This is a genomic window from Vibrio sp. CCUG 15886, from assembly GCF_028570825.1.
GTDB classification, from domain to species: Bacteria; Pseudomonadota; Gammaproteobacteria; order Enterobacterales; family Vibrionaceae; genus Vibrio; species Vibrio vulnificus_B.
Genome location: NZ_JAQQBT010000001.1, coordinates 585661 through 600404, shown reverse-complemented (window position 1 = coordinate 600404; position 14744 = coordinate 585661). Strand labels below are relative to the sequence as shown.

The following is a 14744-nucleotide window of genomic DNA, read 5'->3' as shown; positions in this document are numbered from 1 at the left end:
ATGAGTTGGAGTTTCTTTACATTTTCCAAGACACACGCAGGTAAAGTCCGCCCTTACAACGAGGATGCGTTGTTGGATATGACCGCAAGGCGTGTATGGGTTGTTGCAGATGGGATGGGTGGGCATTCAGCTGGCGATGTTGCGAGCCAAATGCTTGTCGATCGCATTGAAAGATTTGTTCTCGACACACCCGATTTCGGCATCGATGAATTGCGTCAGATGATCGAAGTGGCCAATAGGGAAATTTTCCAGTACGCCCAAGTTCACCTCGATGGCAAAACCATGGGTTCCACAGTTGTGCTGTTGTTCCTACAGGACGGTTATTTCCATTGTCTGTGGGTTGGTGATAGTCGCATTTACCTACTCAGAGACAATCTCTTGGTACAAAAGACGCGAGATCACAGCCAAGTGATGGAGTTAGTTGAGCAAGGACTGCTAGCGGAAGAAGATGCAGAAAAGCATCCTTTAGCCAATGTGATAACGAGGGCGGTTGGCGTCGAAGAGACGGTGAGAATTGACCAACAGTCGGGGCAGTTGCTTCATGGCGATCAGTTTCTCCTTTGCAGTGACGGTTTGACTAAAGAGCTTAGTAATAGCGAAATACATCAGATTATGTGTGCAGACTCGGTTAATCAGTCAGGTCTTGCACTTCTTCACGCAGCGTTAGTGCGGGGGGCAAATGACAATGTTACATGCGCATTGATCAAAGTGGCCAAAGAAAAGCAATTGGTTCAAGAGGGCGTGTCTCATTCCTCTGATGCAACGGTGCCAGTTTATGCAAGAAGGAGGGTGTAATGAGTCATCACTATGAGGACTTCACTTGGTTTGAGCCTGCCTTACTGCCAATTTCTGACGAGCAGCCAGCAGGTGTGGATCCAAGAAGTGATATTACGCCTCAGTCACTCTATTACCGACTGAAAGACCAGAGAATGCAGGCGAGAAATATTGAGCGAAATGCCATTATTGAAGAAGAGCCTATTCTTAACTATGCCAACCTCTGGCAAGTGTTTCTTGATGAAGTTCCGCAGGCACTGACGTCACAAACCAAAGATCTCGAGTACGTGGCATGGCTTATCGAAGCGTTAACTCGCCTTGATGGTTTTAAAGGAATGGCGGTTGGCTATGAGCTGGCCACCTACTACTTAGAAAATTATTGGGCAGATCTGTATCCAATGCCGGATGAAGATGGCCTAGAAACAAGAATTTCGCCCATCATCGGCCTGAATGGCATTGATAATGAGGGGACGCTCATTTTTCCGTTATCGTGCATACCCATGACCGAAGGGCTGTCAGAACAACCTTATGCGTATTGGGAGTATCAACAAGCTTTGGACTTGGAGCGCTGTGATGAGGATAAGAAACGAGCCAAACGCGATCAGGGTGTCCCTGAGTTATCTGACATTACCCTAGCCGTCAAATCGTCGAGCAGTCAGTTCTACCAAAGACTGATAGAGGATCTAAATAGAGCGATAAGTTCTTTTGAACGATTTTCACAGGCTTTGGATAGTGCGTGTGAAGAAGTCACCCCAAGTTCCTACATTTCTCGAAAATTAGATGCAATACACTCGGCAATTATGCATTTGGCGAGTGACAAAATGATCAAGGTTTCAAAAGAAACGAATTCAGATGAACCATCGCACTCTGCTTCTAGTCACGAAGGCGAGAGCGATGGACGAGGGCAGGGCGAAGCTAATTTTCAGTTATTGGCCGCTAATATGCACTCTCGTGAACAGGCCATAGTGCAGTTGCAACGAGTGGCTGATTTTTTTCGTGAAACAGAACCACATTCACCCGTTTCATACACGATTGAACAAGTGATTCGATGGTGTGGAATGTCTTTGCCAGAACTCCTGGCAGAGCTTATTTCCGATGGAGACGCCAAGAAAGGCTATTTCCGTTTGGTTGGCATAGCAGACAAAAATGAGTAATTAAAGGGAGAACGATATGACTAGTATCCACTCGAAATTATCGCGAGTACGGAAGCCACGTGTTCATATTACCTATGATGTTGAAACAGAAGGCACATCACTGAAGAAAGAACTTCCGTTTGTAGTGGGTGTGATGGGAGATTTTGCTGGCCAAAATACTGAAGCCCTCAAACCACTAAAAGACCGTCGTTTTATTCAAATTGATCGAGACAACTTTGATGATGTACTCAAGAAAATGAGTCCATCAGTGGAGTTTAAAGTGAAAAACACGATGGTGGATGACGGAACGGAATTTGCGGTCAATCTGCAGTTCCAATCGATGAAGGATTTCGAACCCGCCTCGATTGTTAGACAAGTTGATCCGCTTCGTCAATTGATGGACACACGCAATAAATTGCGCGACCTAATGACGAAAGTTGACCGTTCAGAAGAGCTAGAAAACGTGCTTGAAGCGGTTTTGAACAACACCGACAACCTATCTAAATTGGCTGATGAACTCAAGTTAGGCCAAGAAGAGAAAGCGGAGTAAGGGACTGCACAATGACAACACAGCTTGAAACCCAATTAGACCCTACCGTTGAAGGCCAGAGTTTTTCCTTCCTCGAACAAGCGATTGGCGCGACCAAACAAACGGAAGCGTCGAGAGCAGAAGAGTTAATCAAAACATTAACAGAAGAAGCTTTAAAAGGTACGGTAACGTGGAACAAAAACCTAACCGTGACGTTTCGTGAAGCCATTACCGCTTTGGACAAAAAGATTTCTGAACAGCTGTCTGCGGTGATGCATCACCCTGAGTTGCAAAAGTTGGAAGGAACGTGGCGTGGGTTGAATTATCTGGTGATGAATTCGGAAACGAGCTCCACGTTAAAGATTCGTATGGTGAGTATGACCAAGAAAGAGCTGCACAAAGATTTGAGTAAAGCAGTGGAGTTCGATCAAAGCCAGGTCTTCAAGAAAGTCTACGAATCAGAATTTGGTAGTGCTGGTGGTGAGCCATATGGTGCGATCATTGGTGACTATGAATTTACGAATCATCCAGAAGATATTGAAACGCTGCGTCTTATGTCGAATGTTGCGGCCGCCGGTTTTTCTCCATTCCTTTCTGCCGCCTCACCTGCGTTGTTTGGTTTTGACGAATGGACGGAATTGTCGAAGCCTAGAGATTTAGAGAAAGTATTTGAGTCGCTCGAATACACTCAGTGGCGCGCATTCCGTGAAAGCCAAGACTCACGCTTTGTCAGCTTGACGATGCCGAAAGTCCTTGCTCGACTTCCTTATGGACAAGCGACATCGCCAGTCGAAGAGTTTGGTTTTGAAGAGTTTTCCGTAGACGAAACCACCGGAATTGCGGTGAATGCGCAGCACAACGACTACTGTTGGATGAACTCGTCGTATGTACTGGGAGCGAAGCTCACTGACGCATTTGCCAAGTATGGGTTCTGCACGGCAATTCGTGGTGCTGAGGGTGGTGGCCGTGTCGACAATCTGCCAACGCACTTCTTTATGAGTGACGATGGCGATCCGGATATGAAATGCCCGACCGAAATTGGCATCACTGACCGTCGCGAATCCGAGTTAGGTAAACTGGGCTTCCTGCCTTTATGTCACTATAAGAATACCAACTACGCCGTATTCTTTGGTGCGCAAACCTGCCAAAAACCAGCCAAATACGATTCGCCAGATGCCACTGCGAATGCTGCAATTTCTGCGCGCTTGCCTTACATGATGGCGACCTCTCGTTTTGCGCATTATCTCAAGGTCATGGCGCGAGATAAGATTGGTAGCTTCATGGAAGCAGAAGACGTTGAGTCATGGCTAAATCGATGGATCCTTGGCTACGTCAACGCGTCGGAAGGCGGTGGTCAAGAGATCCGTGCGAAATACCCGTTGGCGGATGCGCGAGTGCAGGTCAGAGAAGTTCCTGGCGCACCGGGTGCTTACAACGCGGTCGCGTGGCTTAAGCCTTGGCTGCAAATGGAAGAGCTTACAACGTCTCTCCGTTTGGTAGCGAAAATCCCTCAGTCTGGCGGATAAGAGAGGCTAGGGGCTGGCATAACAAGCCAGTCCCTCATATTGATATGAATTTCATCGAAATTGAGCAGCTTTCCCACGATTTACCGACACCAGAGTCTGCTTTGGAGAATGGTATTTGGATGGCGCATTTTCTTGATGCAAAGACGATGACGCAGATGGTGGGCTATTGGGTTGAGATTTCTGGAGCGAAAACGAAACAAGAGTTTGTTCACAGCATCATCAGTGCCATTGAATCGATTGACAGGGAAGTGAGCGCTCAACTGGATGAGATTCTGCATCACCGACAAATGCAAAAGCTTGAAGCGACCTGGCGAGGCTTAAATTACCTTGTGCAGCAGAAAGATCACAATGCCGGAGATCTCGTAAAGGTCAAAGTCCTATCTTGTACATGGGAAGAGCTGAAGAAAGACAGTGAGCGAGCGATAGAGTTCGATCAATCCGCGCTGTTTAAGTTGGTCTATCAAAACGAATACTCGATGCCAGGTGGAGAGCCGTTTGGTTTATTGATTGGCGACTATTATCTCTGCGGCGGTCAAAATGCCATGGTGGTTGAAAGAGAAATCAACATATTAAGGAAAATTGCGCAGTCAGCAGCGGCGGCGTTTAGCCCTTTCATCATGTCGGTCGAACCGAGTGTTTTTGGTTCAGATTACTTTGAAAACATCGCATCGATGACGAACGTCTATGCCCAATTTGAGCAAAACGAATACGTGAGTTGGAAACGACTACGAGCCGAAGAAGATGTTCGGTTTATTGGTTTAACGCTACCCAACCTTTTATATCGTCAGCCATATCAAAGTGACGGCTCGAGATCGGATTCTTTTGTTTATAACGAACGAGTTCGAGATTCGCACCAAGATTTGTTGTGGGGAAATGCCGCCTATTCTTTTGCCGCGGTCATTGTTAGAGCATTTCAAGAGCACGGTTGGTTTACACACATACGTGGACATAAAACAGGGGACTACTCTCAAGGCATTATCCAGCCTCCTTCTTTATGTCAGGTTGATTTACCAGGAAAGGGAGGGCGATATCGCGCACCTCTCAACTTAAAAATAACGGAAAAAAGAGAGCAAGAGTTGGCAGATTGTGGATTTATCCCTCTGTCTCCCGTCGCTGAAACGCCTTTTGTTAGCTTTACGTCGAACATCTCTTTGCACAAACCTCAGCAGTTTGCTTCCAAGGGAGCCAGTGTAAATGCACGTTTGTCTTCGATGTTGCAATACACCTTATGTGTTTCAAGAATTGCTCACTATTTAAAAGTGATGGGAAGAGATCGGATTGGCAGCTATCAAGATGCCCAATCGATAGAACGAGATTTTCAGGCGTGGCTTCATAAATATACCACTGCGTCTGATGAGGCTTCGGATGAACTGAGAGCAAAATATCCGCTTAACGAAGCCAAAATAAAAGTCACTGAAAAGCTAGGTAGCCCAGGAAAATATTATTCGGTGATCCACCTACGGCCCCATTTTCAACTGGATCAAATGGTTTCATCGATCAAGTTGATTACGGAGTTGTCTCCTGAGCATATTGTATAAGGAAATAAACATGTCAGATTGGCAAGACCACCTCAGTCGAAGCGAGCTCGAACTCGCCAAAGAAGCGCTGATTAAAGAAATTAAATTGGCGCCCAAAAACGCCACTATTCGCAGCAAGTTTATTGAACTGCTATGCATCATGGGCGAGTTTGAGCGCGCGGATGAACAGTTAATGCAGTCCATTAAGTTGTTTCCTGAGTATTTGCCCGGCGCAAGCCAAATTCGTCATCTGGTTAAAGCTGCTCAAGCAAGAAAGGACTTTTTTGCAGGCGCCGCATCAGCGCAATTCATAGAGGGTACCGAAAAACTGGGTGAAACGATTGTTCAGTTCATTTTGGCGCAAAAAGAGAACCACAATGAGGAACTGCTCTCGGTGTGTGAGCGTGCAGAGCAATCCCGTCAAGCACTCCAATTTGAAATTAATGGTGTGCGCTATGATGATGTGAGAGATCTCGATGATCGATTGGGGGGCTTCATTGAGCTCTTTTCTTCCGCAGGTAACTATTTCTTAGTTCCGATGGACCATATCCATTACTTGGAACTTAAACCCGCCACCAACATGTTGGAAACACTATGGCGACCATGCGAGTTCGATATTCAAGGACTTGGCGAAGGTGAAGCTCATTTCCCAATGACGTACGTAGATTCCGAAAGTGGCAACCAAAAACTGGGCAGAGAAACGGACTGGAAAAATGTTCTAGGTACGGATCACTGCATCGGTCAAGGGCAAAAGATGTGGTTAGTTGGTGACAATGCGCTGGCTTTGAGCCAATTAGAACGAGTCGCCTTGGCTGTGGAAACCACGATTGAATGAGTGAAACAGGTCTAGTCCCATCCCTCATGGATAAATTGACGGACAGTGATCCTCTGAGCAGCATTGATAGAGACTTTCCATTAACGCGACATGCGTTGATGGATTCACTCAGACGAGATCTTGAATCATTACTGAACAGCCGTATCAACTGGATGACGTTGTCAGATGAGCTACGTGAAATACAGACGTCTATCTTGCGATATGGTTTGCCAGATTTCTCATCAATGCCATTTAGCAGCGCGGATGGGCAACAGGTTCTGTGCCAACGAGTGAAAGAAACCATTCAACAGTATGAACCTAGGCTCAACTATGTGTCGGTCGCCATTGCAGAAGACAAAAATCCGTTAGATCGAATTTTAAAACTCAGAATCAAGGCGACCTGCATGATTGATAATAACGAGCAGGAGTTGGTTATGGATTCGGAAGTTGAGCCCGTCAGTCTAGGGATAAAACTGAGTAGAGCGAAATGAGTGAAGATTTTCTGAAATACTACAATCGAGAACTCGCGTATTTGCGTCATAAAGGCCATGAATTTGGGGAACAATACCCTAAGATTGCCGCTCGATTGCGAATGAATGATGAAGTCGTTGAAGACCCTCATGTCTCAAGGCTTCTCGAAGGGTGTGCTTTTCTCTCTGCTCGTATACGACAAAGCTTGGATAACGCGTTTCCACAGCTAACCGAAGCGTTAATTGGGCAGCTATTTCCCGATTTTCACGCCCCCATTCCGTCAATGTCGATTGTTCAGTTGAAAGGAACGACCTCTTCGTCGTCGGCGTTTACGGTGGCCAAAGGGGAACGCGTCACGATCACGGCACCGGGATACCAAGAGTGTGACTTCAAAACATGCTGTGCCACACAAGTTCATCCTTTTGATGTCACTGACGCCCAGTTTGAAAATGCCCCTTTTAGCGGCACAGAATGTCGTATGGAGCTCGCTGCCAAGTCAGTGCTCAAACTCGAAATTCAATCGAACAATGCTGAGTTGAGCCTATCCACTCTGGATGATTCATGCCTGCGATTCTATCTGAGTGGTCAACGACAAGCGGCTCTGCAGCTTTATCAACAAATTTTTCAATCCTGCATTGGCCTAAGCTTGGTACAAGGAGGTCGATGCAAAAAAGAGCTCACGCCACGTCACATACGTTCATTGGGCTTCGACGACCAAATACAGGCGGTTCCATACAGTAAGCGTAGCTTTTCTGGTACGCGTCTATTGATCGAGTACTTGCACTTCCCCGAAAAATTTCTCTTCTTTGAGCTGACAGACTTAGATCTCTCAGTCCTCGCTAGCGAACAAGGGAAAGTGGAAATCTGGCTCTATTTTGCAGAGGGCAACGACTGGTTGGAGAAACAAGTCTCTGTCGAAAATATCGCCTTAGGAGCGGTTCCGGTTGTCAATCTTTATCAAGCGAAAATGAAGCCAATGAGGGTGCAAGCCTCTGAATATGAATATCAACTGCATCCAGAGCACTGCGATCCAGAGTCGAGTGAAGTGGTCAGTATTGATGACGTTACTTTAAGAAACTGGAATAAGGTCTTCGAAAACTTGCCCCCTTACTATGCGGGGACGCATACCCACTATCAAACGCAATATGATCTGTTCTGGTTAATGCGTAGAGAAGATAGAAACTGGGCTGGTGGTTTTGATGAACCCGGGCGGGAAGTGTTCGTATCACTGGTTGATCGTAAGCACCAATTGTTTGCCCCCGATGCGAAAGAAAGTTGGTTGATGTCGATCGACACGTGGTGTTGCAATCGTAATCTCCCCGCCAAAATTCCGTTTGGTGGAGGGCTTCCTTTGGTCACATTGCCCGAGAGTCAGGACAATTTTAGTTGCGTTCGTTGCTTAACCACGCCAACCGAAACCATTCGCGCCGAAATGGATGAGACGACTCGATGGCAGTTTGCAAAACTGATTACATTGGATCATTTCTGCAATCAACAAGGAGCGGAAACGCTTAAGCAAATCTTAAACTTGCTGGCTTTTAGAGGTTCGCCAGAAACCAAAGCATTGATCGATTCAATTAAAGGTATGTCGACAAAGATGACGACTGGTCGTGTGGTACAAAATGGTCGGGTCGGCTTTTGCCACGGCAGCGAAATCACCTTAACGATTTCCGATCAGATTTTGTCTCGAGAACAGATCTTTTTGTTAGGAAACGTGCTATCGAGTTACTTCTCACAATTCGCTGAAGTCAACACGTTCACACGGCTACTGATTAAGCTCTCCTCCACTGGGGCGTTATTCCATACATGGCCATCGATGGCGGGAGAGAGAGAGCTGTTATGAAAAGTGAAGATTTTCTCGCTGAGATTGAATCGCTACCTCTCTTTACCGCGATACATTTGATCGAGACTCATCTACTGCAGGCAGATAGTCATCTGGGTTCTGATGCGTTACCAAAGAATGAAAAAATCCAGCTCACAGTCTCGCAACGTTTAGGTTATGAGGCGCGAGAGCTGATAAATGTCGTGTCAAATTGCCAGAGCAATAAATTAACCTTACAAACCAACATCATCGGTTTAACCGGTGAGCAGGGGGTACTGCCGAGTCATTACAGCGAGCTGGTTATGCAAAGGGCGCGTGAAAATGACACGGCAATGAAGGATTTCTTCGACATTTTTAACCACAGACTGCTCTCTCTCTACTACCGGTGTTGGCAGTCATACCAATTGCCCGCACAACTGCGAACGCAAGATAAGAAATCAGCGGCGTCGCCCATTCAGACCGTCCTCTCCTCTCTGACTGGCAACCAGGACGATGAAGCGATTTTCTTTGGCGGTATGTTTACGTCAAAGCGCCGAAGCCGTGCATACATCAAAAGCGTCATTGAGTTTTATACCGGATGTGATGTGCGTTTGCATGAGTTCAAAGGTCGCTGGTTTGACATTAGTGAAGCAGAGCAAACTCGCCTTTGCAGCCGTGATAGGCCGGAAGGGCAGCACGCACAACTGGGATTGGGGGCCATGCTTGGTAAGCAAAGCTGGAACATGAGTTCTGGATTTGATGTCGAGTTGATTGCAAAGGACCCTGATTCATTGGCGGCGTTACTCCACACCGAACGATTGGGTGAGACCAAGCATTTGATGTGCCGCATGTTGGGGACGAGTAAGCGTATTCGTTGGACTTTAACCGCTCGTAGAGCACAACTTCCTAGCGCTAACTTAGCAAAAGGAAGAGGTCGATTAGGCAAAGGCAGTATCTTAATGCCGAGCCTATCGAACGCAAATAAACAAATAACGATAACAATTTAAAAAGGATTTAAGAATGGCATCTCTTTCACTATCCGCGTTAGTTGACAAGTTAACCCCTGAAGCGAAAAGAGCATTAGAGCAAGCCGCTGCTTTGGCAAGCTCAAGAACCCACCACAGTATTGAAATGACACATTGGCTGCTTACGCTAGTGCAAAGTGCTGGGCCTGATGAAATCGAACTGTATCGTTCGTTTAAGGTTGATCTGAACCAACTGCAGACAGATTTCACTTTGCAATTAGAGAAGTACAAAACGGGCTGCCAAACTGTACCGGGGTTGTCATCCCATACGGTCACCATACTACAGAATGCGTGGATGACAGCGACGATTGCGTTTGAAGCAGAAAAAATTGCTGCTGTTCATTTGCTTCATGCCTTCCTCTCTGACGACACGCTGTTTGCCCTATCTTCGACAGTAAGCAAAGAGTTAAGCAAAATTCAACCTAGCGCGTTAATCGAATACGCACAGACTCATGTTGAACTGGCTAATCAAATTCCCAACCACAGAGCTTCTACACAAGCGTTGGATCAATTTACGATAGATCTGACAGAGCAAGCAGAGCTGGGGCAAATTGATCCGGTGATTGGTCGCGATGATGAAATTCGGCTGATGACGGATATTCTTCTGCGACGCCGTCAAAATAACCCTATCCTGACGGGTGAGGCGGGGGTAGGTAAAACCGCCGTTGTCGAAGGACTTGCGCTAAAAATCGCTCAAGGGGATGTGCCTCCCGCGCTTAAAGCAGTGAGAATTAAATCACTTGATTTGGCGCTACTCCAGGCCGGTGCTGGTATGAAGGGCGAGTTTGAAAATCGATTGAAGAACGTGGTCAAAGAAGTCAAAGAGTCTGCGGTACCTATCGTACTGTTTATCGATGAAGCGCATGGATTGATTGGGGGAGGGGCGCAGGCTGGTCAAGGTGATGCTGCGAACATACTTAAGCCCGCCTTAGCCAGAGGGGAGCTACGCACGATCGCCGCAACCACATGGGCTGAATACAAAAAATATGTAGAGAAAGACGCAGCTCTGACCCGTCGTTTTCAAGTGGTTAAAATAGAGGAACCTTCACCTGAATTGGCGATAGAGATGCTGCGTGGCCTCGTTCCTGTCATGGAAAAACATCATGGCGTCCACATTACTACCGAGGCACTCAAGGCTGCCGTCTTTCTTTCTTCTCGCTACATTAGCGGCCGTCAGTTGCCAGACAAGGCGGTATCGGTTTTAGATACCGCGTGCTCTCGTGTTGCTTTGAGTCAAAACTCGATACCAGGGCTGCTTGATCAGAAATACAAAAAACGCCAAATGATAGAAGCTCAACAGCTTCAGCTCACCAATGAACTTGCATTTGGTCATTCTCATCAAACAGCTCTTGACGAACTTGAGAGCAAGTTGTCGCTCCTTCAAAATGAAATTCACCAACTAGAGACAACGTGGCGAGATGAAGAAGGCGCAGTCAAGCAGGCCAAAGCGCTCCGTGATTCCATTTTGGCAGAACCATCTGCAGAGAAAGCCAATCAGCTGCAATCCATTGAACAGCAGTTATCGTCTAACCCGATGCCTTTGGTGTTTTCGCATGTTAACGAAGCCCTAATCGCTGAAATTATTGCAGGCTGGACAGGCATACCATTAGGCAAACTAAAAAGCGATGAAATAAAAGCGATTCTAGACTTACAGCAACATCTGCAAGAGCGAGTGGTCGGCCAAGATCACGCGTTGAGTAAAATGGCGGAAGTGATCAAAACCGCGAGAGCACAGCTCAATGAAGAATCAAAACCTAACGGTATCTTTTTCTTGGTAGGCCCAAGTGGTGTCGGTAAAACGGAATCTGCGTTGGCCATTGCTGAGCAAGTGTATGGTAGTGAAGAAAACATCACCGTCATTAACATGTCTGAATTTAAAGAAGAGCATAAAGTCTCGTTACTGCTGGGCTCTCCTCCGGGCTACGTTGGGTATGGCGAAGGTGGTGTGCTAACGGAAGCCGTAAGAAGAAAACCTTACAGCGTCATATTGCTTGATGAAATGGAGAAAGCCCATCCGGGTGTACAGGATATTTTCTATCAAGTGTTTGATAAGGGCATGATTAAAGACGGTGAAGGGCGAGACATCGATTTCAAAAACACCATCATTATCATGACTTCCAACTCTGGGACGGAAACAACAATGGAGTTATTCCAAGATCCAGAGCTTGCTCCGGATCCGGAGGCACTCAAAGAAGCGCTACGAGATGATTTATTACAGGATTTCAAGCCCGCTTTTTTAGGTCGAGTGAATGTCATTCCTTATATCCCTTTGCACCGTGATGTATTGGAGAAAATCACCGCGCTGAAACTCTCCAAAATTCAGAAGAGGATAAAAACAAACTATAAAGCAGAAGCGGTGATCAACGATCGCTTAATTAATAGTATTGTTGACAGCTGCAATGAAACGGGCAGTGGCGCGCGTGCTCTTCAAAATGTGATTGAAAATAAGGTGCTGCCTAAAATATCTGAATCCGTATTAAATGCCATTCTTAATGATATAAGAATAAATAAAATTGAGATAGAAGGTGAAGTTGATGACTTGTCTATCTCAATCGTCTAATACTTTTTTATGATTTTTAGTTAATTGAGAATTGCATCTAACATGTTTAACAGATGTTCGTTATTCACTACAAAATAGCGAGCATCTCAGTTATAAAAGTGTGTATTTAATTTTACCTATTTAATACATTTATTATTAATTCTAAAGTTCTTATTCTAGTAAGAAAATCTGACTCTTTTTTGAGTTTTATTAATCAAATGCTATAGGAGACTAGCATGCAGTCAAATACCTACCTGAAATATGCTGATATTAAAGGTGAAGCTACCGCAGAACAGTACAAGGATATGATTACTCTTCTTTCAGTTGATTGGAGTGTAGGTCGTGAAATTTCTTCTTATACTGGCACCGCAATGGATCGTGAAGCAAGCTCTACTCGTCTTTACGATATGACCATTACCAAACTTCAAGACAAAGCATCCCCAGATCTGTTCAAAGAAGCCACGATTGGTAAGGGTAAACCCGCTGTATTCCATATCACTAAGCAGGGTGAAAAAATCGAAGAAATCATGAAAATTCAACTAACGGATGCCATGATTTCTAACTATGCAGTGTCAATTCAAGACGACCGTCCAATTGAAACAATCACCATTTCTTACACAGAGATGATGATGACGGTGACGCCTACTGATGACAAAAACAACACATCTGCTCCGTTGGTATACGGTTACAGCGGTGTTAAAGGTCAACAAATGTAAATCATTTGGAGGGTTCGAAAGTGCCCTCCTTATTTGTTTATAAAGAAGTTTGTAATGAAAAAAGCGACTCAAGATAATAAATTTATAAATATTTCCACGCCTTATGGGAAAGATGCGATTATTCTCAATTCTTTTGAATATAGAGAAGAAATGTCAGAGCTATTTTCATTGCGAGTTTATGCTTATTTTAATGGTCAAAAAGGCGAACTGAATCAAATCGTGGGTCAGCCAGTTATTATCAAAATGGATAATAATAGCCAAGTCATGTTGGAACCGAGATACTTCCATGGGTTTGTTGCAAAGGCAACACTAGCAGGAAGCCGAGTGACCAAATTTGAAGATGGTGAAAATTACAAAAACATTGAGCTTGTTGTTGTGCCAAAATTGAATTTTGCGGACTACAAAATCAACAGCCGAATCTTTCAAAATAAAGATATAAAAGAAATCATTTCATTAATTCTTGGTGAGCATGGCGTCGACTTTTCTTTTTCTCTGACCAAAAGCTATGCCAAGTATAACTACAAAGTTCAGTACGAAGAATCGGATCTACAGTTTGTTAAAAGACTCTTATCTGAGGAAGGGCTGTCGTTCTGTTTCAGCCATACTAAATCTTCACATGTGATCGAGATATTTGATGATGCCAGCTATTACAAGCCAGGTGCTGAATTTTTAATTGATTTCAATTCAGGTACCGCAGAGTTGGGTCATATCTCTTCGTGGCATGAAGCTCAATCGATGGTGATCACGCGCAGTCACAAAAGTGGCTATGATATGAAAAAGCCAGCTTCACATCCTAACAATACGGCAAAAGGGAGCGAATCCTTATTTACCGTTCCGAGCAGCGAGCATTATGAATATCTGGGTGAAGCGGAGTCGGGTGATCAGTACAAAACGAGAAATACCCACACGATCGAATCATTACAGCAAAACGCATACGTTTGTTCTGGAGAGTCGAGTTGCCGCTCCTTTGCGGTCGGCAGAAGTTTCAAATTTGGTAAGCATGAAGACCCTAGCCGAATCGGCAAAGAGTTCGTGCTCTCATCGATTGTTATCAACGCTGCTGTTTTCAACCAAGTAGGTCATGGTGGCCCTTCAAATCAAGGTGTTAGGAGTTATTTTACCTGCATTGAGTCAGGGAAAGTGCATCGTCCGGCGGTGAACTTTGTGAGGCCAGTTATTCGTGGAATCCAAACTGCGGTTGTGACAGGTAATAAGCAAGGTGAAATCTACGTCGATAAATATGGGCGGATAAAAGTTCAATTTCACTGGGATCGTGAAGGTAAGTTTGATACGACGAGTTCGTGCTGGATACGTGTCGCACAACAAATTGCAGGGAATGGCTGGGGAAGCTCATTTCTGCCACGAGTAGGGCAAGAGGTCATCGTTGAATTTATCAATGGGGATCCGGATCAGCCAGTGGTGACAGGGTCTCTTTACAATGGGACGCAAGCGCCACCTTTTTCGTTGCCAGAGAAGAAAACCCAAAGTGGTTACCGTAGCCAGTCTGTGGAAAAAGGGGCGAGTAACTTCAACGAATTACGCTTTGAAGACAAACCGGGTGAGGAACATGTCTATCTTCATGCGGAAAAGAACTTCCAAATGGTCGTCGAAGATTCCGCTGATGTCCTAGTTGAAAATAATAAGACCCAGAAAATTACCAACAACCTAACGGAGGAGGTTGGACAAAACGCCTCTGGGAAGATTGGGAAAAACTATTCACTCGATATTGGCGAAGTCCTTTCTCTGACCGCAGGCAAAAGCATTGAAATTAAAGTGGGCGGCGCTTCGATTCAGATGTCGAGTTCGGGGGAGATCAATATTAAAGGCAACAAAATAGCCATTAATGGTGCCTCGATTGCCTTAAAAGCTGGCCAGATTTCACTGAACTAGGAAGAACAC

12 protein-coding genes are annotated in these 14744 nt (G+C 45.3%); all 12 read left to right on the top strand.

Features of this window, described 5'->3' with window-relative positions; all coding sequences use genetic code 11:
* The 12 genes from PQQ36_RS02555 to tssI all read left to right on the top strand — a co-directional run bounded on the left by PQQ36_RS02555 (position 1) and on the right by tssI (position 14735).
* Positions 1-795 carry a PP2C family protein-serine/threonine phosphatase gene (locus PQQ36_RS02555; protein ID WP_225470307.1) on the top strand — a complete coding sequence of 265 codons (795 nt, stop codon included), beginning with the start codon at positions 1-3 and terminating at the stop codon, positions 793-795.
* Positions 795-1928, top strand: a complete 1134-nt coding sequence (gene tssA / locus PQQ36_RS02550; protein ID WP_225470306.1) for a type VI secretion system protein TssA — start codon at positions 795-797, stop codon at positions 1926-1928. Before PQQ36_RS02555 ends, tssA begins: the two co-directional genes overlap by 1 nt.
* A 16-nt stretch (positions 1929-1944) precedes the next feature.
* A complete protein-coding gene (gene tssB / locus PQQ36_RS02545; protein ID WP_011081391.1) occupies positions 1945-2457 on the top strand; it encodes a type VI secretion system contractile sheath small subunit in 513 nt (170 codons plus the stop codon).
* An 11-nt stretch (positions 2458-2468) separates the two neighbouring features.
* Positions 2469-3962 (top strand): type VI secretion system contractile sheath large subunit, encoded by a 1494-nt coding sequence (gene tssC / locus PQQ36_RS02540; RefSeq protein ID WP_011081390.1) that lies wholly within the window; start codon positions 2469-2471, stop codon positions 3960-3962.
* Complete coding sequence (tssC, locus tag PQQ36_RS02535; protein ID WP_225470305.1) at positions 3893-5500, top strand: type VI secretion system contractile sheath large subunit; 1608 nt, start codon at positions 3893-3895, stop codon at positions 5498-5500. Before tssC (PQQ36_RS02540) ends, tssC (PQQ36_RS02535) begins: the two co-directional genes overlap by 70 nt.
* Before the next feature lie 10 nt (positions 5501-5510).
* Positions 5511-6314 carry a type VI secretion system accessory protein TagJ gene (locus tag PQQ36_RS02530; protein WP_225470304.1) on the top strand — a complete coding sequence of 268 codons (804 nt, stop codon included), beginning with the start codon at positions 5511-5513 and terminating at the stop codon, positions 6312-6314.
* A complete protein-coding gene (gene tssE, locus PQQ36_RS02525) occupies positions 6311-6784 on the top strand; it encodes a type VI secretion system baseplate subunit TssE (protein WP_011081387.1) in 474 nt (157 codons plus the stop codon). The genes PQQ36_RS02530 and tssE overlap by 4 nt, the downstream gene beginning before the upstream one ends.
* On the top strand, positions 6781-8607 hold the full coding sequence (gene tssF, locus PQQ36_RS02520; RefSeq protein WP_225470303.1) for a type VI secretion system baseplate subunit TssF: 1827 nt from the start codon (positions 6781-6783) through the stop codon (positions 8605-8607). Before tssE ends, tssF begins: the two co-directional genes overlap by 4 nt.
* The gene (gene tssG / locus PQQ36_RS02515; protein WP_108679038.1) at positions 8604-9572 is read left to right on the top strand and encodes a type VI secretion system baseplate subunit TssG; all 969 of its coding nucleotides are present in this window, start codon (positions 8604-8606) and stop codon (positions 9570-9572) included. The genes tssF and tssG overlap by 4 nt, the downstream gene beginning before the upstream one ends.
* 13 nt (positions 9573-9585) lie before the next feature.
* Positions 9586-12150, top strand: coding sequence for a type VI secretion system ATPase TssH (gene tssH / locus PQQ36_RS02510; protein WP_225470302.1), 2565 nt, complete (start codon positions 9586-9588; stop codon positions 12148-12150).
* A gap of 215 nt (positions 12151-12365) precedes the next feature.
* Positions 12366-12845 (top strand): Hcp family type VI secretion system effector, encoded by a 480-nt coding sequence (locus tag PQQ36_RS02505; RefSeq protein WP_011081383.1) that lies wholly within the window; start codon positions 12366-12368, stop codon positions 12843-12845.
* A gap of 54 nt (positions 12846-12899) precedes the next feature.
* Complete coding sequence (tssI, locus tag PQQ36_RS02500; RefSeq protein WP_273660297.1) at positions 12900-14735, top strand: type VI secretion system Vgr family protein; 1836 nt, start codon at positions 12900-12902, stop codon at positions 14733-14735.
* Positions 14736-14744: the final 9 nt, after the last annotated feature.

Bases quoted from the DNA above. Each gene is read 5' to 3' on its own strand.
- tssH (WP_225470302.1), top strand. From the start codon at position 9,586: ATGGCATCTCTTTCACTATCCGCGTTAGTTGACAAGTTAACCCCTGAA.
- tssE (WP_011081387.1), top strand. From the start codon at position 6,311: ATGAGTGAAACAGGTCTAGTCCCATCCCTCATGGATAAATTGACGGAC.
- tssB (WP_011081391.1), top strand. From the start codon at position 1,945: ATGACTAGTATCCACTCGAAATTATCGCGAGTACGGAAGCCACGTGTT.
- tssA (WP_225470306.1), top strand. From the start codon at position 795: ATGAGTCATCACTATGAGGACTTCACTTGGTTTGAGCCTGCCTTACTG.
- tssG (WP_108679038.1), top strand. From the start codon at position 8,604: ATGAAAAGTGAAGATTTTCTCGCTGAGATTGAATCGCTACCTCTCTTT.
- PQQ36_RS02530 (WP_225470304.1), top strand. From the start codon at position 5,511: ATGTCAGATTGGCAAGACCACCTCAGTCGAAGCGAGCTCGAACTCGCC.
- PQQ36_RS02505 (WP_011081383.1), top strand. From the start codon at position 12,366: ATGCAGTCAAATACCTACCTGAAATATGCTGATATTAAAGGTGAAGCT.
- tssI (WP_273660297.1), top strand. From the start codon at position 12,900: ATGAAAAAAGCGACTCAAGATAATAAATTTATAAATATTTCCACGCCT.
- tssC (WP_011081390.1), top strand. From the start codon at position 2,469: ATGACAACACAGCTTGAAACCCAATTAGACCCTACCGTTGAAGGCCAG.
- PQQ36_RS02555 (WP_225470307.1), top strand. From the start codon at position 1: ATGAGTTGGAGTTTCTTTACATTTTCCAAGACACACGCAGGTAAAGTC.
- tssF (WP_225470303.1), top strand. From the start codon at position 6,781: ATGAGTGAAGATTTTCTGAAATACTACAATCGAGAACTCGCGTATTTG.